General features: G+C 68.4%; 14 protein-coding genes. 6 read left to right on the top strand and 8 right to left on the bottom strand.

Annotated features, from left to right (window positions below):
• Positions 1 to 242: 242 nt before the first annotated feature.
• Complete coding sequence (locus CCS01_RS04570; RefSeq protein WP_104517642.1) at positions 243 to 2,522, bottom strand: ATP-binding protein; 2,280 nt, start codon at positions 2,520 to 2,522, stop codon at positions 243 to 245.
• Between the two features lie 923 nt (positions 2,523 to 3,445).
• Here CCS01_RS04570 and CCS01_RS04565 point away from each other — a divergent pair.
• The gene (locus CCS01_RS04565) at positions 3,446 to 4,642 is read left to right on the top strand and encodes an LLM class flavin-dependent oxidoreductase (protein WP_104517641.1); all 1,197 of its coding nucleotides are present in this window, start codon (positions 3,446 to 3,448) and stop codon (positions 4,640 to 4,642) included.
• A gap of 209 nt (positions 4,643 to 4,851) precedes the next feature.
• On the opposite strand, the gene CCS01_RS04560 is transcribed toward CCS01_RS04565, so the two are convergent.
• Positions 4,852 to 5,358 carry a Spy/CpxP family protein refolding chaperone gene (locus CCS01_RS04560; protein ID WP_104517640.1) on the bottom strand — a complete coding sequence of 169 codons (507 nt, stop codon included), beginning with the start codon at positions 5,356 to 5,358 and terminating at the stop codon, positions 4,852 to 4,854.
• A 130-nt stretch (positions 5,359 to 5,488) separates the two neighbouring features.
• On the opposite strand from CCS01_RS04560, the gene CCS01_RS04555 reads away from it, so the two are divergent.
• Positions 5,489 to 5,770: a hypothetical protein gene (locus tag CCS01_RS04555; protein ID WP_104517639.1), complete on the top strand. Its 282-nt coding sequence runs from the start codon at positions 5,489 to 5,491 to the stop codon at positions 5,768 to 5,770.
• Positions 5,771 to 6,589: 819 nt separating this feature from the next.
• Here the strand turns inward: CCS01_RS04555 and CCS01_RS04550 are convergent.
• Entirely contained in the window at positions 6,590 to 7,210 is a 621-nt protein-coding gene (locus tag CCS01_RS04550; RefSeq protein WP_104517638.1) for a LuxR C-terminal-related transcriptional regulator, read from the bottom strand.
• A gap of 173 nt (positions 7,211 to 7,383) precedes the next feature.
• Between CCS01_RS04550 and CCS01_RS04545 the strand changes: the two genes are divergently transcribed.
• Positions 7,384 to 7,806, top strand: coding sequence for a response regulator (locus tag CCS01_RS04545; protein WP_104517637.1), 423 nt, complete (start codon positions 7,384 to 7,386; stop codon positions 7,804 to 7,806).
• Between the two features lie 646 nt (positions 7,807 to 8,452).
• On the opposite strand, the gene CCS01_RS04540 is transcribed toward CCS01_RS04545, so the two are convergent.
• Positions 8,453 to 10,528 carry a CaiB/BaiF CoA-transferase family protein gene (locus CCS01_RS04540; RefSeq protein ID WP_158258232.1) on the bottom strand — a complete coding sequence of 692 codons (2,076 nt, stop codon included), beginning with the start codon at positions 10,526 to 10,528 and terminating at the stop codon, positions 8,453 to 8,455.
• 206 nt (positions 10,529 to 10,734) lie between these two features.
• Between CCS01_RS04540 and CCS01_RS04535 the strand changes: the two genes are divergently transcribed.
• Positions 10,735 to 12,378 (top strand): long-chain fatty acid--CoA ligase, encoded by a 1,644-nt coding sequence (locus CCS01_RS04535; protein ID WP_104517635.1) that lies wholly within the window; start codon positions 10,735 to 10,737, stop codon positions 12,376 to 12,378.
• 133 nt (positions 12,379 to 12,511) lie between these two features.
• Here CCS01_RS04535 and CCS01_RS04530 read toward each other — a convergent pair whose 3' ends face one another.
• From CCS01_RS04530 to CCS01_RS04520, 3 genes are all read right to left on the bottom strand, one after another.
• Positions 12,512 to 13,906: an amidase gene (locus tag CCS01_RS04530; protein ID WP_104517634.1), complete on the bottom strand. Its 1,395-nt coding sequence runs from the start codon at positions 13,904 to 13,906 to the stop codon at positions 12,512 to 12,514.
• An 83-nt stretch (positions 13,907 to 13,989) separates the two neighbouring features.
• Positions 13,990 to 14,619 carry an NUDIX hydrolase gene (locus tag CCS01_RS04525; RefSeq protein ID WP_239992002.1) on the bottom strand — a complete coding sequence of 210 codons (630 nt, stop codon included), beginning with the start codon at positions 14,617 to 14,619 and terminating at the stop codon, positions 13,990 to 13,992.
• Positions 14,612 to 15,436, bottom strand: coding sequence for a nitroreductase family protein (locus tag CCS01_RS04520; RefSeq protein WP_158258231.1), 825 nt, complete (start codon positions 15,434 to 15,436; stop codon positions 14,612 to 14,614). The genes CCS01_RS04525 and CCS01_RS04520 overlap by 8 nt, the downstream gene beginning before the upstream one ends.
• A 196-nt stretch (positions 15,437 to 15,632) precedes the next feature.
• Here CCS01_RS04520 and CCS01_RS04515 point away from each other — a divergent pair, with 196 nt between their 5' ends.
• Complete coding sequence (locus CCS01_RS04515) at positions 15,633 to 16,697, top strand: Ldh family oxidoreductase (protein ID WP_158258230.1); 1,065 nt, start codon at positions 15,633 to 15,635, stop codon at positions 16,695 to 16,697.
• 25 nt (positions 16,698 to 16,722) lie between these two features.
• On the top strand, positions 16,723 to 17,550 hold the full coding sequence (panB, locus tag CCS01_RS04510; RefSeq protein WP_456307585.1) for a 3-methyl-2-oxobutanoate hydroxymethyltransferase: 828 nt from the start codon (positions 16,723 to 16,725) through the stop codon (positions 17,548 to 17,550).
• A gap of 622 nt (positions 17,551 to 18,172) precedes the next feature.
• On the opposite strand, the gene CCS01_RS04505 is transcribed toward panB, so the two are convergent.
• Positions 18,173 to 18,805, bottom strand: coding sequence for a biliverdin-producing heme oxygenase (locus CCS01_RS04505; RefSeq protein WP_104517631.1), 633 nt, complete (start codon positions 18,803 to 18,805; stop codon positions 18,173 to 18,175).
• Positions 18,806 to 19,166 lie beyond the last annotated feature (361 nt).

The following is a 19,166-nucleotide window of genomic DNA, read 5'->3' as shown; positions in this document are numbered from 1 at the left end:
GGACAAGCCGGGCCATGACGAAAGGGAAACGCCACGGCGGACCGTTTCCGAGGTGTGTGCATCCCGTAGGGACACGCCCGGCCATGACGGTGAGGCAGCGGACCAGGCGGCAAATCCTTCTCCGGCCGTCGTCTAAACCTGATACGTATGGGGACACGCCCAGCCATGGCGAAGGAGAGACGGTCGCCGCCTGCGGGTCCGTGGGACTGCCAGACGGCCTCTTCATGACCATCACCGCGGACTCAGCCGCCTGCCTGCGGCGCCAGGGTGAAGGAGAACGTCGATCCCTCGCCCGGCGTCGAATCGACCCACATGCGGCCGCCGTGGCGCTCGACGATCTTGCGCGCGAAGGCAAGGCCGATCCCGGCGCCGCCGCCGTATGCCGCGTGCTCGTGCAGGCGGTGGAACACCTGGAAAATCAGCTCCCGATCCGCTTCCGCGATGCCGATGCCGTTGTCGCGCACGTAGTAACGCGCCGGCTGTCCCGGCACGGCGCCAATCTCGACCCATCGGGCCGGCTTGTCGTTGTAGCGGATGGCGTTGTCGATCAGGCTGCCGAAAACCTCGGCGACCCACGCGCGGTTGCAGGCCGCGGTGCCGAGGCGAGTTGGCCGGCGCACCTCGACATCGGGCCCGAGGACAGGGCGCACGGCCTGCAGCGCCTCGTCAACCACCGCGTCGAGATCGACGGTCTCGATCTCCATCGCGGTGTGCCCGATCCGCGCGTGCTGCATCAGGGCGTCCGCGAGACTGTCCATGCGCTGGGTGATCCTGAGGATGGTGGCAAGCTGCCGGCGGCCCTCCTCGTCCAGGCCCTCGCCCTGGTGCCGGCGGAGCAGGGTCGCCAGATGGTAGATGCCGCGGACCTGGTCCTTCAGCTCCGACGAGGCGGCCTGGGCGAAACTGTCCGTCTCGGCCCGGGACGCCTCAAGCTCGTGGCTGATCCGGTCGATTTTCTCGCTGCGGCCATGGACAACCTCGTTGATCGCCTGGCGCAGCTTGAGGACAGCGTCCTTTTCGTCTTCCTGCCAGCGGGTGGAGCGGTTGCGCACGCTCTCCTTCCACAATGCGAATGAGGTCCTTGGCCGCAGCCGCACGGTCCCGTCGGTTTCGGTGACGTCCACCGGCTTGTGCGGGTCGCCGGCCCAGGTCACCTCCGCGACCTGCTCCGGGCGGAACCAGAGCAGGAATTCGTTCCCACCGGGGGCGATGCGCACGGCCAGCACGCCGCTTGCGACGGCAGCATAGGCCTCGGCGGGCGGATGGAGCGCGGCCAGGCGGTCGGTCGCGAACAGCGGCTCCTCGCGCGCGCCGATCCACTGCACGAGGTCGCGCACCGCCTGCTCCGAAGGCGTGCCCCCAGTCAACGCGATCGTCGCGCCGGAAGCGACCGCCGCGCCGCCGGCCTCGACGAGGCCCAGCACGAGCGGAAGGATCTCGGCGGAGCCCAGCGCGGCGGCGAAATCGGGCGCGACCGTGAGGCTCTGGACCAGCCGATCCGTGGTGGTGCGCATGGCGAGGACCCGCTCGAAGTTTTCGGCATCCTCCTTGGCCGACATCAGCAGCGACAGCGTGTGCGCCAGGAACTCCGCCGCCATGCGGGTTTCGTGCGGGATGTGGCGTGGCCCCGCGTGATGCATCGCGGAGATGAGCCCCCACAGCCGCCCCTCTTTCATCAGCGGCATCACCATGGACGAGCGGACGCCCATGTTCCGGAGGTAGCCGGTGTACATGACCGAGACGCTGCGGAGGCTGGCGAAGCTCATGTCCACGGGACCTGTGATCATGGGGCCGCCCGCGCCGACAAGCGGCACCGGGACGTAGTCCACATCCGGCAGGTGGCGGACCCAGCTCAGGGAGAACAGCCGCCGCGCCGGGGCGGGGATGTCGCTGGCCGGGTAGTGCAGCCCGAGATACGTCTCGAGTTCGTCGCGTTTCGATTCGGCGACGACCTCGCCGCTGCCGTCCTCGTCGAACCGGTAGGCCATGACCCGGTCGTAGCCGGTGAAGTCACGGATCCGCTGCACGGCGAGATCGAAGAATTCGGCCAGGCTTCTGGTCTCCTGCAGCCGGGCGATGTCGGCCCGCAGGTCGGAATAGAGGCGCGTCGGCGCTTCGTCCGCTGCTGTTGCGGCGATCTCCAGTTCCAGGATGATCAGGCCGCCGCAGCGGTGGGCGAACAGGTGAAAGCCCCGGTCCGAGCCGACAAAGGACTCGCGCGCCAGGTGGATGGGGCCGCTGTCCAGGCTCATGCGCCGCAGTGGCCCGAGCAGGTCGTGCCCGGTGCGTCCCAGGACGCTGGTGGCGGTCTTGCCGATGATTGCGCCCGGCTCGGCGCCGAGCAGGCGGGCACAATTCGCGCTCGCGTGCAGGATCAGGTTCGACTGCTCGTCCACCGTGAGCATCACGCCGTGCGGCTGGATCGCCTCCGGGTACTGGATGAGTTCGCGGTCGCAGCTCGACAGGTCGACGTTCCTGGCGGTGATGATGTCATCGGCCCTGGGGGTGGCGGTCGGGTCCATCCTGGTCGGTTCCTTGTGACGTCGCGCGAAGGGACTGCTGCGTATCGGTGGCCGGGTGGAAGGTTATCCGATTGTCACGTCCGGCGCCACGCTGGCAAAGGCGACGGGCCGGGCCGGTCGTTCCGGGCCAAGGATGTGCAATCGGCGCCGGTATTGTGATACTGATTCGCAACTTGCGAGGCGGGGAGTGGAAAGCCGTCGCGTCATCGAACGCCTGACAGCAGGCGCCCGAATTTCCGCCAGGCCGGCACGGCCACGACACCCCTCGTCATGGCGGCCGCAGGGCCGGCATGACGAACAAGGCGCGGTGATCAACGCGCAGCGATCGCGGCCGCAGGCCCCCCAAATTCCTTCTCTGCGTGCTCTGCGCGCCGCTCTGCGGTCTCTGCGTTGCAAAAATGCGGTGCTGCCACAAAGAGCGGCGTTTCCGGTGAGTCGGCCGACCATCAACGCCGGTGGCGCCCCGGCCACCGCGATGCAACGCAGAGATCGCAGAGCGGGGCGCAGAGCACGCAGAGAAGGGATTCGGATGGCCTGCGGCCGCAATGGCTCGAACGCGGGCAGGCTGTTCCCGTTGCAAAGCGCGGCCTGGCATTCAAGACAATGAGGGCCGGGTCCATAACGCTTACGGGACAAGCCCGGGCAAAGGCTTCGGGACGCCATCCAAGCCTTGCGGTGCCGATATCAGCAGAAGGCATGGATGGTGGGCCTTCGCCCGCCATGACGATGCAGCAACGACTGTGCCGCCAACCCGCTTGTTTCAACGCCAACCGGGCCCGCGCCCGGCATGACGACGGGAGGCTGATGGAAACGTGTCGGAATTCCAGGCGTCCGGTATAAGCCTCCCTGTGGTTACCGGCCGGTCTTGACCATCCCGCCCCCGTCGCCCACCGTCGTCCGGTCTATTTGAAAAGGACATTTGCATGGCGACGCACGAGGGCCTGCGCTTCGGCATTTTCCTCGCCCCGTTCCATCGCGTGGGCGACAACCCGACGCTGGCGCTGGGCCGCGATCTCGAACTGATCCAGTGGCTCGACCACCTGGGCTACGACGAGGCCTGGATCGGCGAGCACCACTCCGCCGGCTGGGAGATCATTGCGGCGCCGGAAATCTTCATCGGCGTGGCGGCGGAGAGGACCCGCAGCATCATGCTGGGCTCGGGCGTCACCAGCCTGCCGTACCATCATCCCCTGCTGGTGGCGCAACGCTTCGTCCAGCTCGACCACATGACGCGCGGCCGGGCGATGCTGGGCTGCGGCCCGGGCGCGCTGGTTTCCGATGCCTACATGATGGGCATCGACGCCGAGGCGCAGCGCCGCATGATGGACGAATCGCTCGGCGCGATCATGGCGCTGCTGGCCTGCAAGGAACCGGTCACGCTGAAGACCGACTGGTTCGAGCTGCGCGACGCGCGGCTGCACCTGAAGCCCTACACCAAGGGCGGCTTCCCGATCGCCGTCGCCAGCGCGACGACGCCGTCCGGCGCCCTGGCGGCGGGGAAGCACGGCGTGGGCATGCTGTCGCTGGGCGCCGGGCTGCCGGGCGGTTCGGCCAAGCTCGCCGAGTACTGGCGGATGTGCGAGGCCGAGGCGGCGAAATACGGCAAGACCGTCTCACGTGACGACTGGCGTCTTGTAGTGAACATGCATTGCGCCGAAACGGACGAGCAGGCGATGGCGGAGGTGCGCAAGGGCGAGCGGATCGAGACCCTGTCCTATTTCAGCGACACGCTGGGGCGCCCGCCGATGCGCAGCGAGAACCCCCTGGCCGAGGGACTGGCCGCGGGATCGACGCTGGTCGGCTCGCCGGAGACGATCGTGGCGGGGATCGAGCGGCTGCTCGGGTTCACCGGCGGCGGCGCCGGGGCCGTGCTGTTCCGCTCGCATGAATGGGCCAACCGGGAGCAGACGCTGCGCAGCTATGAGCAGTTCGCCCGCTGGGTGATGCCGCGGTTCCAGGGCAGCGTGGAAACGACCCATGCCTCCCGCGAATGGTGCAGCGAGAACCGCAGCGGGATCTTCGGGCCGTCGATGGGGGCGATCCGCAAGGCGTTCGTCGATGCCGGCCAGGAGGTGCCGGACCATATGCGCATGCGGCTGCACACCGGCAAGAGCGCATAGCGTCACGGGGGCGCACGCCATTCGCGAGTGGTGAGGCGAGCCTCGCGGCCCGCCCGGTTATCGTCGGGAAGGCCCCACGACGCTGCGAACCGAGCGGCGGGCAATCGCCGGCTGGCATTCCGGCGGCAGGGGCCGCACGGTGGTGTTCGTGGCAGCAGTCTCCCCGTGCGGCGCGTCCATGCGCGTCCGCGACGGGGGCTGCCGCCTGGTCACATCCGCCCGGCGTGCCGCTGCCGGTAATGACGGAAGACGTCATCCGCCAGCTTCTTCTGCTGGTCGGGCATCGCCTTGTACAGTGTCTGGAAGGTGGTGATCAGGTTTTTCAGTCCATCGACATGGGCCTGGGCGAACTGCAGGTAGATCTGCATGTCCTGGACCGCCGTCACGTTGCCCTGCCGCATCTGGGCGGCCTTGTCCGTGGCGAGCTTCTGCAGCGCCGCGGCGTTGTCGCGCATCGCCTGGGCGACGGCCTGCCAGTCGGTTTCCTCGTCGGGGGTGATCTTCAAAGCGGCGTGCAGGTCGGCGATCCGCTGCTCCACCGTTTCCGCGTGCCGCGCCGCCCGGCCCTGCGGCGCGGCCCGGCCCTGCGGCGCGGTCGGCTGCGCCGGCGTCTCGGCCCGGGCCGGGGCGAGCGGCCCGGCGATCACGATGACGCCCAGCAGCGCCGTGAGTGCCAGCGAGCGCCGGATGGGCGTGACCAGAGAAGACAATGGCATGGTGATATCCTCTATCTTGGACCGACTCGGGTATCCGCGGCGGCGAACCGGGCCGCGACGGACCCTTGATGAACAAAACGCATCGTTTTGGCTACTGGCGCAAGCCTGCCGTGCGTTTACAATCGGCGTCATGCGATCACTTGCCGCCTGCCTGTCCGCTGTTGTCCTGCTGCTCGGTCTTACAGGATGCTCTGCTTATGATCCACCGATCCGGGGCGATCACAATTCGGATCGGTACAAGGCCGATCTCGAAGCCTGCCGCACGTCGTCGCGGGAGACCGTGCGGCTCAGGAATGCCGACACGCCGACGACCTGGATCATGTCGCCGTTCACCGGACCGCCGGCGGTGCGGGCCGCCATCCGGGCGTGCATGACGCAGAAGGGCTACGTCGTGGAAAAGACCGGCGGCTGATGGATTGTGAGGGAATTGCTGCGCCATTGGGCATGGGGCACCGTCCCATTGGCGTTAAAATAGCGTGGCGGCGGCACGATGCTTGCCATTCCGTCATGGCCCGGCTTGTCCCTACGGGATGCACACATCCCGGAAACGAGTCAGAAATTACCGTAAAATCAAGTGCTTACCTCACGGCCGAGAGCGTTCCCCCATCGTCATGGCCCGGCTTGTCCGGGCCACCTGTTCCAGCACTGTGCCGCGACAGGTGGCCCGGACGAGCCGGGCCATGACGAGGAGGCAACAGCCAGCCCTATTTTAACGCCAATGGGGCACCGTCCTCTCCGTGTCATGGTCCGCGAAGGCGGACCATCCACGCCATGCGGTGCTGATCGCGGCAAAGGCGTGGATGGCAGGCCTGCGCCGTCAGCGTCGGTATGCCCCGGGGGCATCGGGCGCGTGGGTCCGGGATTGCGCAGCCGGTGGACCGGAGCGGGATGCCCGGCAGCCCGCGCTGTCTGGGATGGCTCGGCCGGCGGGTCAGGCCATGGGCCAGTCGCTGATGGCGGCCCGGGACGTGGAGCCGCTCGCCTTCAGACGGGGCCGGACTGGCCGTCCGTGACCTGTACGCGTGTCGCCAAGAGGCGCATCAGCGTATGCGAAATAATACGGAGCCCGGGGAATTCTGGCCGTTTTCCCCGCGACAGTTGGCGCGGCCCGCGCTGGCCTGACGTGTTGGCCTGAAGAGTCCCCAAACCGACACCGTTTCCCGGGAACCGTATAAACAGGCTGCCGGCGGCCCCACTGAACGAGGGCGGCCGATGGGCAGCGCCGCTGGCATCAAAGCGTTGCCAGCACGCCGATGCGCACCAGCGCGCCCAGTGTATTGACGCCGCATTTCTCGAACAGGCGCAGGCGGTAGAGTTCGACGGTCTTGGCGCTGATGCCGAGTTCCGCCGCCACCTGCTTGGTAGTCAGTCCGCTGGAGAAACCGCTGAGAACGTCACGTTCCCGCTGCGAAAGCGTGGCCCACAAGGCCATTGCCTCATTGATCCGGCGTTCCCGCGACGTCACATCCAGGGGGTGGTGCAGGATCGAAACCAACCGGCCTTCGTCGAACACCGGGATGTTGACCACCTTCCACCAGCGCGCCTGGAAACTGCCGTCTGGATCGCGCAGATCGTAGCGCATGGGGGGCAGGTCGTCGGGGAGACCCTGGTCGAGCACGCGTCCGAGCGAGGCGCTCAGCAGCAACGGGCCATCCGATTCGGCGGCCGCCGGATTGTCGGGAAACACGTCGAACATGGCGCAGCCGAGGATTTCGTTCCGTCTCGTCTGGCTCGTGGTGATGAACGGCCGGTTGACCTCCAGGATCTTCAGTTTCGGCGACAGCAGCAGATAGGGCTGCGGGGCCGCTGCGAACGGCAGCCATAGCTGTTCATGGAAGCGCGTGGCGCACAAGGCGAGGTCACCGTCCCGGCAGGTATGTTGCGTGTCAGATTCTATCTCAGCTGTGAACTCGGGCTGGCATATAGGAATTTCCCATATCGCGCGCACGGCCTGCCGTCCTTATAAAAGCTCACAACAACGCGAGACTGGCTGTATCAACCGCAAATGGACAGGAAGATCCGGACTTGTCGAATGCCTGGCCGATGCCGCGTGGCGCGAAATACCTTCTGGTGCTCGATGACGAGCCCACGGTTCGTGAAATAATCTGCGAATTCCTGAGCTCGGACAGCCATCAGGTCGTACCCGCCGCGACCGGCGAGGAGGCGATGGCGGCACTGCAGGAATACGGCGTGCCCGACCTGATGATCCTCGATTATGTGTTGGCGGGCCTCGACGGCATCAAGGTCTACCGTCAACTGACGGCGGCGGCCGGACGCGCCGTTCCGACCATCCTCATAACCGGCATGATCAGCGACGACCTCGCTGCCGAGGCTTCCGGCCTCGGCGTGACGTTCCTGAACAAGCCGGTGAAACTCGAGTATCTCGCTGGTGTCGTGAAAAAGAGGCTTTCGGAATCCGCGGTCCGGACAACAGACCATTTGGAATGAAACCATAGTGGCGCTGCCGCGCGGGCATGCCCCGGTACGCAGATGGCCGCGAAAGCCTGCATTCCGTCAGAGGAATGTATCGCCGAGGTGGCATGATGCCGCCGCGGACGCTGATTCTTAAGCAGTCCCCCAGCCCGCCCGCGGCCACCACGATGGACGAAAATGGACGAGGCCCGTTGCCCTATCGTCATGGCCGGGACACGCCCTACGGGATGCACACATCTTGGAAACGGTCCGCCGCTGCGTTTCCCTTTCGTCATGGCCCGGCTTGTCCGGGCCACCTATTCCAGCACTTGTGCCGCGACAGGTGGCCCGGNTGCTGGAATAGGTGGCCCGGCTTGTCCGGGCCACCTATTCCAGCACTTGTGCCGCGACAGGTGGCCCGGACAAGCCGGGCCATGACGATGGAGGAACGCTCTCGGCGCCCAGGCAAGCACTTGATTTTACGGTCATTTCCGACTCGCTTCCAGGATGTGTGCATTGCGTAGGGACACGCCCGGCCATGACGGTGGGGCGATGACCCTGCGGAACCGTATTTCCATAGCAGGAGAAACGTCTTCGGGCTCTCCGGCATCCGGCAAAGCCGCCGGCGCCATCATCGGGGCGCCCCGGTATCGATCGGCCGACGCCGGCTGCGACGACGTGCCTATCCCAGCGCGCCGCACTGCCGCAGATGCAGTACGTCCGCTGTCGTCATGCCCAGGACCTCCCGCAGAACGGCATCTGTATCGGCGCCGGACTCCGGCGCGGGCCCGCGCCTGCGGCCGAACGATGCCTGCCAGGGCAGCCCGGGCGTCACGCCGTCCGGGTGCGGATCCCAGAAGCCGCGCGCCCGCAGGTGCGCATCCGCCACCAGGTCATGCGGTCGCGCCAGCGCCGCGGCCGGCACGCCGGCCTGTGCCAGGATCGCCGCCGCCTCCGAGGCACTGCGCCGGCGCGCCCAGACGGGCAATCCAGCGGCCGATCCAGTCGTCGATCCATTGGGCACGGCCACGGCGGCAAGCGCCCGCCGCTCGGCCTCGGCCCGCGCGTCCACGGCGATCCAGGCATCGGCGCCGGCGCAGCGATACACCGCATCCGATCGCGGCGAGGGCGCCAGCAGCGGCTCCGCCATCGTCCACAGCATCGCTTCCAGCATCGAGAAATCCACCCGCGCCACCATGCCGCTGCGGCGCCGCCACAGGCTGGCCGCGACGGCGAAGGCCAGCATCAGGCCGCACATCGGATCGAGCCACGCCATGCCGACGCGCGGCGGCACGTCCGGATGCCGGTTCAGCCCGGCGAACCCGGCATAGCACTGCAGCAGCGTGCCATACGCCACGGCCTGCGCTTCCGGCCCGGTGCGGCCAAGGCCCGAGGCGGACACGTAGACCAGCCGCGGATTGACCGCCGCCAGCGCCTCGGCCCCCAGTCCCAGGCGATCCATCACGCCGGTCGCGAAGTTCTCCACCAGCACATCGGACCGCCGCGCCAGGGCTTTCGCCACCGCCACGGCCTCGGGCTGCTTCAGGTCCAGGGTGATCGCCCGCTTCGCCTGGCCCAGCACCGTATGCAGTTCCGACGCCCGGCCGGGGTCGCCGCGCCCGGGCGCCTCGATCTTGATGACGTCGGCACCCATCGCCGCCAGAGTGCGCGTCGTGGTCGGCCCGGCAATCACCCAGCTGAAGTCCAGCACGCGGATGCCGGCCAGCGGCAGGGGCGCCGCCGGTTCCGCGGCGGGAATCGCCGGCGCGGCCGTGAAGCTGAGTCCGAACGGCGATCCCGGCACCGCGACGGCGCGTCCCGCCACCGTCTCCACACGGAAGAAACCGCGGTGCCGAAGCTGGGCGGAATCCAGGTGTTCCGCCGGCTGCCGCAGCGGAAAACTGGGCACGTGCGCGGCCTGGGCGGTTTCGGCGATCCATTGCTTGCCGTGGCCGCGGCTCCAGGCCGCCATCAGCGCGTGCAGCGCGTCCCAGTTCTCCCGCCGTTGCGCCAGCGTGGCGAAACGGGGATCGCCGCCCCACGCCGGCGAGCCCATGGCGCGCAGCCACGACGCCCATTGCCGCTCCTCCCGCGGCGAGATGGCGGCATAGCCGTCGCTGGCGGGCAGGATGCAGACCGTGGCGCCGTTGCCGTCGGCGACCCGCTTGCGGGACCAGCCTGCCCCGCCCAGGCCGGCGCGGGTCAGCTCGGTCATCGCCAGCGTCGCCAGCGCCTCCTGGATCGAGACGTCGACCACGGCGGGCTGGCCCAGCAGAGCCGCGTGCATCCCGGCGCAGGCCGCGGCAAGGCCGCCGATGAACGCCGATTGCTGGCCCGCCGGGCGCATCGGCGGCTCGTCCAGGTCGTCCACCTGGCCGGTCAGCATCGCGGCGATGCCGCTGGCGAAGAACAGGGTCAGGTCGGTCGCCGGCGCCTCGGCGCGCGGGCCGGCCTGGCCGAACGGCGCGATCAACACGAGCGCCGCCCGCGGGTTCGCCTGGCGCAGGGCCGCCGGATCGTGCCCGGCGCGGCGCAGCGTCTCCGGGCTGCCCTCGGCGATGATCATGTCGGCGGCGGCCAATGGGATATCGGGCGGGACATCGGCGCCGCCGCGGTTGAGGTATGCACCCAGCGGCGAGGACCCATCGGCGCCGATGCGCCTGACCGCGGCGCCAACGTCCGCCAGCAGCCGGCCGCACACGGCGGCGGCGAGGCCGGGGCCGAGTTGCACGGCGCGAAATCCGGTCAGCAGCGGCATCCTGGCGGTCCTCCCCGTGGGCACGTTGCACAGGGATGTCGCTGATGACAAATCGAGGACCCTCTCGTTCGGGCGGGCGCTGGCATGGATAGCCGTCGTGCAAGGGAGCCGTATCGATGAAACGTCGTGCCGTCCGGTCAGGACGCTTGCCACCGCCAGGTGCGCGCCCATAAATGCTCTTTACCAACAAAACAGGGAGAAACCTCGTGCTGGGCCTGATGCAGAACCGTCCGTTGCTGATTTCCACGCTGGTCGATTACGCTGCGGCGCAGCACGGCGAGCGGGAGATCGTCTCGCGCGATCCGAACGGCGTGATCCACCGCTCGACCTACGCCGCCGTCGCCGAGCGCGCCAAACGGCTGGCGGGCGCGCTGGCGGCGCTGGGCGTGGCATTCGGCCAGCCGGTTGCCACCCTGGCCTGGAACAGCGACCGACATCTTGAACTTTACTACGGGGTAACGTGCTCCGGCCGCGTCCTGCACACGGTCAATCCGCGGCTGTTCCCCGAGCAGATCCTGTACATTATCAACCACGCCGAAGATGGCTATGTCTTCTTCGATCCCGCCTTCGTGCCGCTGGTCGAGCAGATCGCGCCGTCGCTGCCGCAGGTGCGCGGCTGGGTGGCGCTGTGCGACGCGGCCAACATGCCGGCGGTGAAGGTGGGCAACCTGCTGTGCTATGAGGACCTGCTCGCCGCCGCCGACCCGCTGGCGGCCTGGCCGGAATTCGACGAGAACACCGCCGCGACGCTCTGTTATACCTCCGGCACGACCGGGAATCCGAAGGGCGTGCTGTATTCGCACCGCTCGATGGTGCTGCACGCCTTCGCCGCGTGTGCCGCGGACTCGTTCGCGTTCACGGCACGGGACTCGATCCTGGTGGTGGTGCCGCTGTTCCACGCCAATGCCTGGAGCATCCCGTTCGCGGCCGCGATGAGCGGCGCCAAGATGGTGCTGCCGGGGCCGAAGCTCGACCCGGAGAGCATCTTCATGCTGCTGGAGCAGGAAGGCTGCACCACCTCCGGCGGCGTTCCCACGGTGTGGCTGAACTTTCTTGCCTGGCTGGAGCCGCAACGGAAGACGCTGGATTTGTCGCGGCTGAAGCTGAAGCGGGTGTTTTCCGGCGGCACCGCGCCGCCGCGCGCGATGATCGAGAAATTCCGCGACTGGCTGGGCGTCTTCCTGCTGCACGCCTGGGGGATGACGGAAACCAGCCCGCTGGTGACCGTCGGCTCGCCGCTGCCGAAACACGACGGCGCGGGCCCGGAGGCGCTGGTCGACATGCAGGTGAAGCAGGGGCGGCAGGTTTACGGCGTCGAACTGAAGCTGGTCGATCCGGACGGCAATGCCCTGCCACATGACGGCCGATCCGTCGGCGAACTGAAAGTGCGCGGCAACTGGGTGATCTCGGGTTACTACAAGGGTGAAGGCGGCAAGACGCTCGACGCCGATGGCTGGCTGAGCACCGGCGACGTCGCGACGATCGATCCCGACGGCTACGTGCAACTGACCGATCGGCTGAAGGACGTGATCAAGTCGGGTGGCGAATGGATTTCCTCGATCGAGATCGAGAACCTGACCGTCTCGCATCCGGACGTGTATGAGGCGGCCGTCATTGCCGTGCAGCATCCGGTCTGGCAGGAACGCCCGCTGCTGCTGGTGCAGCCGAAGCCGGGGCGGGCGCCGCCGACGAAGCAGGAGATCCTCGATTTTCTGGCGGCGCGGATCGCCAAGTGGTGGCTGCCGGATGATGTCGTGTTCGTTGACAGCCTGCCGCACACCGCCACCGGCAAGCTGCTGAAGACCGCGCTGCGGGAGCGCTACCATGGTCATCTCGCGGTCAGCGGGTAGCCGAGGCGAACCGCTGTCATTTCTTTATCGTCATGGTATGGCGGCAATCCCGGCCATCTGCGCTTCGACGGCGGGGGGTGGATGGCCAGGACTACCGCCCGGCCATGACGGTGAGAGAACGGCCGCCGGCTTTCTACGGCTTCACCACCGGCCGCCGCCGCCGCGTGCCCAGCGCGCGCTCCAGCGCGTGCCCGACCCCCAGGACCAAGGCATCCTCGAACGGCCGTCCGCCAATCTGCAACGCCAGCGGCAGCCCGGTGTGGCTGTAGCCGTTGCAGATCGACAACGCCGGGCCGCCGGTGACGTTGAAGGCGCGGTTGAAGAACGGCTGGAAGCCCGACGCCATCGAGTCCTCGCCGAGGGGCCGCGCCGGACAGCGGGCCGTCGGGAACACGACAACATCGACGGTCTTCATCACCTCGGCCAGTTCCGCGATCAGCCGCGTGCGTTCCCGCAGCGCATTGATGTAGTCGGCAGCCGAAACGAACGCGCCCGCCATCAGCCGGTGCCGCGCATAGGCGCCATAGGAATCGGGCGTCGTGCGCAACCAGTGCTGGTGGATCGCATAGGACTCGCTGCGGGCAATCAGGCTGCCGACATCGGTATAGGTGCCGAACGGCGACAGCCGCACATCGGCGACCGAGGCCCCCATGTCCTGCAACGCCAGCAAACTGGTTTCCAGCGCGGCGATGGTTTCGGGATCGGTCACCAGGTCCTTCTCGAAGAAATGCCGCACCACGCCGACGCGCAGCCCGGACAGCGGCGCGCCGATGGCCGCGGGGTAGTCAACCGGCGGAACGGCCACGCTGCTCGAGTCCTGCGGGTCGTGGCAGGCCAGCACCTGCATCATCAGCGCGCAGTCCTCGCTGGTCCAGCCCATCGGGCCGGCATGATCCAGCGAGAACGACAGCGGAAAAATCCCCCGCCGGCTCACCAGCCCATAGGTCGGCTTCAGTCCGGCAATGCCGCACCACGCGGCCGGTCCGCGGATCGACCCGCCGGTGTCGCTGCCCATCGCCCCCAGGCACAGCCCCGCCGCCACCGCGACGGCGGACCCGGACGATGACCCCGACGGATCCAGCGCGACATCCCAGGGGTTGCGCGCCGGCGGCCAGGGCAGGTCGAAGGACGAACCGCCGATGGCGAACTCCCAGGCCGCGAGTTTGCCTGTTATGACGGCACCGGCGTTGCGCAGCAGGCTGACGGTGAAGGCATCCTCGGCCGGGACATGGTCCTGCATCAGCGCGGAATGAGCGGTCGTCCGGATGCCGGCGGTCGCGAAGATGTCCTTCAGGCCGATGGGAATGCCGTGCAGCGGTCCCTTCCAGTTTCCCGCCGCAATGTCCGCCTCGGCGCGCCGGGCATCGGCCATGGCCTGCTCGTCCAGCAGCAGAAGATGGCTGTTCAGCCTGTGGTCCAGCATCCGGGTCCGCGCCAGGCAGGCCCTGGTCAGGTCGATCGGCGACAATTTCCTGGCCCTGATCAGGGCAGATGCCTGGGCAATGGTCAGACAGTGCAGATCGGTCATCAGTGACGCCTTCTGGTTGCGGTGCGCAGTCTCCAGAAAGGCAAAACCGATACCACCGCCGAGCGATCCGGCCGCCCGTTCCGCTACTCCATCAACCAGCCACGATCCCGCAGCAGCACCGGCGTCTTTTCCGGGCAATTCCGCTCCGCCTCCGTCATGCCGAGCCAGATCGCCAGCCGCTCCAGCACCCGCCGTGTCGGCGTCGCGAGGTCCAGCGCCAGCACCTCCTGCATGCCGTAGAAACGGAGTTCCTCCAGTTCGCCGTCGCCGCCGAGCGTGCCGCTGACGTATTGTTCCTCCACTACGAGGAACCTGGCGTTGAAGCGGATCGGCGAGGCCGGCGGCGTCACCGCGCGCGCCAGGTAGTGCAGCACATCCAGCCGGGGCGGCGAGCCGAGCGACAGGCCGGTCTCCTCCAGCAGCTCCCGCGCCGCCGCGGCGCCCAGGCCGTGCGCCAGCCTGACGGTGGCTTTCCGCCGCAGCGCGGCCTCTGTGTGCGGCGACAGCGGGGCGGCGCAGGGCGCGGTCATGTCGGCGGGATCGACCCGGCCGCCGGGAAACACCAGCCGGTTGGGCATGAAGCGATGCCGCGCGCCGCGCATCCCCATCAGCATGTGCGGCTCCTTGCCGCGGAGCCGCACGACGATCAGGCTGGCGGCGTGTCTGGCGCGGACGGTCTTCGGGCGAACGGCCAGGGCGGCATCGTCAGGCAAGGTCAAATCCTTTGGTCTTCAGGTAGGCGGCGAAGCCGAACCGCTCGGGCACCGAAAGCTGGCGGGCGACATTCTCGCTCCAGCCCACGCCCTCGCGCGGCGGATAGACGTCGGTGTTCTTCAGGCTGCCGGGCGCGACCGGCTCGCGGGCGCGGCGGCGTTCGTCGTAATCCGTGATGGCATCAGCCAGCGCACTGTCATCGTAATGTTCCCGGTGGACGACGACGCGCGGCGGCAGGCGCATCGACACCGGGCGGCGGAACACCGGCCAGCCGACGGTCAGGCCCGCCACGGGATAGACGCCGTCGGGCAGGCCGAGCAGCGGCGAGACCCGCTCGATATGGCTGCGCACATAGCTGATCGGGCAGGTCCCCAGGCCGATGGCATCGGCGGCGGCCATGAACTGGCCCATCGCCAGGGTGCAATCGACGGCGGTGTTGAGGAAGGTGTCCAGGTTGTTGTTGGCGTGCGGCATGTCGTGCAGCGCGCACAGGCGCTGCCCGCGCCGCATGTCGCCGCACCAGACCAGGAACACTGGCGCGGTGGCGATCCAGTCCATCGTGCCGATCCAGTCGGCGATCCGCTTGATGCGGGCGCGGTCGCGCAGGACGATGACGGAATACTGCTGCAGATCGGATTTCGCCGGCGCCGACTGCGCGGCGGCGAGCAGCGCGTCGAGCAGTGGGTCCGGCACGTCCTGATCCGTATAGCGGCGGGTGACGCGGCGATCGATCAGGGCCGAGATCGCGTCCGGGACCTCGACCCCGGGCAGGCCGATCCCGAAGCGGGCCTGCAACAACGCCTGGCTGTCGGTCATTCTGTGTTTCCTCCCGGTGTCTTGTCCGTGGCCGGCGTGGGCACCATGCGCATCAGGACGAGGCGAGGCCGGACCGTTCTCTTTCCGGCATGGCCGGAAAGAGACGATCCTGCGCCGCCAGCCCGCTACCCTTGCCGGAATGCCCCCGACGCGCAAGCTTCGGCCGCAACGCCCAATGCGACAGGAGGAAACCGCCATGCCCGCATCCTATGCCAGCCACCGTGCCCAGTTGAAATCCATCCTGCTCGCCTGGGGCATGCCGGAGGAAAACGCCGAGACTACATCTGCAATTTTGTCCTGGGCCGATCTGCACGGGGTAGACAGCCACGGGATTTCGATGATCCCCGGCTATGACGGCCTGCGCCGCGCCGGCCGTGCCCGGATGGACGCGCAGCCGATCATCGTGCGCGAGACGCCGGTTTCGGCCGTGGTGGACGGCGGCGGCGGGCTGGGCCATGTGCCGGCGCATTTCGCCATGGCCACGGCGATCGGCAAGGCCAAGGCGGCGGGGATGGCGGCTGTCGTCGTGCACCATTCGGCGCATTTCGGCGCCGCCGGCTACTACACGCTGATGGCGGCGGAGCAGGGACTGATTGGCATCGCCTGCACCTCGGCCTCCGGCATCCAGGTGGCGCCGACGTTCGGCAAGCAGGCGCGGCTCGGCACCGATCCGTGGTCGTTCGCGGCGCCCAGCGCCGACGGCGTGCCGTTCCTGCTGGACATGGCGACCACCACCGTGGCCGCCGGCCGCATCCGCAACAAGGCGAACGAGGGCCTGCCCGCGCCCGATGGCTGGCTGCTGGATTCCGAGGGCCGGCCGTCGAACGATCCGCTGGTGGCGAAGCAGAAGGGCGGGTTCCTGACTTCGCTGGGCGGCTCGCCGGAGAATTCGTCATACAAGGGCTACGGCCTGGCGGTGATGGTCAACATCCTGGCATCCTGCCTGTCGGGCGCGACGCTGGTCACTGACCCGATGCACACGAAGAAGCCCATCGGCATGGATATCGGCCACTTCTTCATGGCCATCGATCCGTCCATCTTCCGCGAGTCCGGCGACTTCCAGGCCGACGTCGCCGCATTCCTGGGCGCGCTGCGGGCGACCACGCCGATGGACCCGGCCCGGCCGGTGATGGTTGCGGGCGATCCGCAGCGGCAGTATGCCGAGGCTCGCAGAAGGGACGGGATCCCGGTTGGCCCGGGCCTGCTGAACCAGGTGCGGCAGATCGCCCAGGCGGCGGCGGCGCCCTGGCTGCTGGACTAGGCCGCGTCACAGGAGAACCAGAGCCGTGTCTAAACAGGTCGCCTCGCGGCGCATGACCGTGCCGGACATCCGCGCGCTGAAAGGCCGCGAGAAGATCGTCTGCCTGACGGCCTACACCGCCCCGATGGCGGCGCTGCTCGATCCGCACGTCGATCTGCTGCTGGTCGGCGACAGCCTGGGCATGGTGGTGCACGGCCTGCCGACGCCGACGGCGGTGACGCTGGACATGATGATCCTGCATGGCCAAGCGGTGGTGCGCGCCTCGTCACATGCGCTGGTCGTGGTTGACCTGCCGTTCGGCAGCTTCGAGGCGTCGCCCGAGCAGGCCTACCTGGCCTCCGTGCGGGTGCTGAAGGAAACCGGCTGCCAGGCGGTGAAGATCGAGGCCGGCGAGGCGCTGGCCCCCACCATCGCCTTCCTGGTCGAGCGCGGCGTGCCGGTGATGGGCCATGTCGGCCTGCGCCCGCAGGCGGTGCACGTCGATGGCGGCTTCCGTGCCAAGGGCCGCAGCGACGAGGAACGCGCCCGCGTCATCGCCGAGGCCCGCGCCGCCGACGAAGCGGGCTGCTTCTCGATCGTCCTGGAAGGCGTGGCGGAGACCCTGGCCCGGGAGATCACCGCCGGGGTGCGCGCCCCCACGGTCGGCATTGGTGCCTCGGCCGCCTGTGACGGCCAGGTTCTCGTCACCGACGACATGCTGGGCCTGTTCGAATGGACGCCGAAATTCGTCCGCCGCTATGCCGACATCCGCACGACCATCAACGACGCCGTGGCCCGCTACGCCGCGGACGTCCGGGCGGCGGCGTTCCCGGGGGAGGCGGAGGTGTATCGCTTCAAGCCGAAGGGGTCATAACCGCTGGAGTTGGAGAAGGATTCGGCGTCGCGGCCATTCTCTTACCGTCATGGCCGGGACACGCCCCATGCGTATCAGGATAAGCGGACTGGCGGAGCAAGGTCTTCTCCCTCACCGTCATGGCCGGGCGTGTCCCCATTGGCGTTAAAATAGGGCTGGCTGTTGCCTCCTCGTCATGGCCCGGCTTGTCCCTACGCAATGCACACATCTCGGAAACGGTCCGCCGCGGCGTTTCCCTTTCGTCATGGCCCGGCTTGTCCGGGCCACCTGTCGCGGCACAAGTGCTGGAATAGGTGGCCCGGACAAGCCGGGCCATGACGATGGGGGAACGCTCTCGGCGCCCAGGCAAGCATTTGATTTTACGGTCATTTCCAACTCGTTTCCGGGATGTGTGCATCCCGTAGGGCTTGTCCGGGCCACCTGTCGCGGCACAGTGCTGGAATAGGTGGCCCGGACAAGCCGGGCCATGACGGAATGGCAAGCATCGTGCCGCCGCCACGCTATTTTAGCGCCAGTGCGGGCGTGTCCCGGCCATCTGCGCTTCGACGGTTGGGGGGTGGATGGCCGGGACACGTCCGGCCATGACGGTGGAGTAACGGACTGGGCACCGCCGGTTGGCCAACTACAAGGCGGCTTGCCGGCGCTGCCGGTCGGCCCCGTCCCAGTCTTCAACCCAGCGCTCGAACGCCGCGAAAGTCTCCTGGGCGGCGGCGATCACCGCCGCGCTGGTCGCTTCATCAGTCCCGGTCCGCTCCAGGCGCTCGACGAAAGCCCGCCACGCCCGCCCGGTATCGGTGGCACGCCCGCTGAAGAAGCGGCGGCCTTCGATCGCGCCCGGGCCGAACAGGTGATCCAGCCGCTTCGCCAGTTCCCGCCCGCCGAGCGTCGAGCCCTCGACGACGTACGCCGCGCCCAGCCGGCGCGCTTCCGTCTCCAGGCGAGGCACATACCCGCACCGCGGCAAGGCGGCGACCGCAGCCTCATCCAGCCCGAGCGTCTGCAAGTCGGCTGCCAGCCAGCGGCTGCGCTCGGGCTCGATGCCCGCGGCGGCTTCAAACGGGACGTGGAAGCCGTAGAGGCGCGACAGCAGCGCCCGATAGGCGCCGCGGCCGATCGTTCCGGCCTGGACGGCGCCCAGGCCGGGATGGCCGTGCAACCGGGTGTGGGCCGGCAGCGTCGCCAGGCGCAAGGCGGTACGCAGGCCGCCGGGGGCGGATGCGGGATCCCCCGAGGCGGCCGATGCAGCGTGATCCATCAGAAAGCGGTTCCTGTCCGAAGGCTGGTCTGCGATCCGCGACCGGCGCTTGCGGGACTGCGGCCGTGGTGGCTGTCACCATACCGCAACTTCATCACGGATGGAACAAGCGACGCAGGCCGGCGACCGGTAGCGGTCCCCCGGCCCGCGTGCGGGCACTACGATGGATGAAAACGGGCGAGATCGGTGCCTCTCCGTCATGGCCGGGCGGCTGTCCCGGCCATCCGCGCTTCGACGGCGCGGGGTAGATGGCCGGGACACGCCCGGCCATGACGGAGAGAGAACGGCCGCGGCGCCCAATCCTTCTCCGGCCGTCGTCTTATCCTGATACGCATGGGCCATGACGATAGGGCGAGGACCC

Origin of the sequence: Rhodopila globiformis (genome assembly GCF_002937115.1) — a bacterium.
Lineage (GTDB): Bacteria > Pseudomonadota > Alphaproteobacteria > Acetobacterales > Acetobacteraceae > Rhodopila > Rhodopila globiformis.
This window is presented reverse-complemented; position numbering and strand designations above follow the sequence as displayed.